Raw genomic sequence first — 386 nt, 5'->3', positions numbered from 1 at the left:
CGAGCGACGCAACGCATCCGACGAACCGCGAACCGGCAATGCGTGGCTGCGCGCCAATATCTGGCATGAATTCAAGGGCAAGCCCAGAAGCGAGTTCGAGACATCGAGCGGCTACGTGCCCTTCCAGGTCGACCTTGGCGGCAGCTGGGCCGAGCTCGGGATAGGCGGCACCTGGCAGGTCTCCCGCACCGGCTACTTCTACGCGGACATCGACTACAGCTGGAGCTTCAATGGCCAGGACACCTCCTGGAACGGGAAGGCCGGCATGCGGTGGAACTGGTAGCGCCCCGGCCCCCGGTGCCATCGCGATGCCGTACGACCATCACCTTCCGGCCGTCGAGCCGGCTTCGGACCAGCACCCGCCGGCGACGGTCGGGCAAATGCCC

General features: G+C 66.6%; 1 protein-coding gene. It reads left to right on the top strand.

Going from position 1 to position 386, the window contains the following annotated elements; all coding sequences use genetic code 11:
* The coding region (locus SB822_RS55275; RefSeq protein WP_410858869.1) for an autotransporter outer membrane beta-barrel domain-containing protein at positions 1-283 on the top strand (283 nt) is incomplete at its 5' end.
* Positions 284-386 lie beyond the last annotated feature (103 nt).

It is taken from the genome of Paraburkholderia sp. SIMBA_054 (genome assembly GCF_046534875.1).
Taxonomy (GTDB): Bacteria; Pseudomonadota; Gammaproteobacteria; order Burkholderiales; family Burkholderiaceae; genus Paraburkholderia; species Paraburkholderia hospita.
The sequence above is the reverse complement of the archived record's forward strand: the minus strand, read 5'-3'. Positions and strand labels throughout refer to the sequence as shown.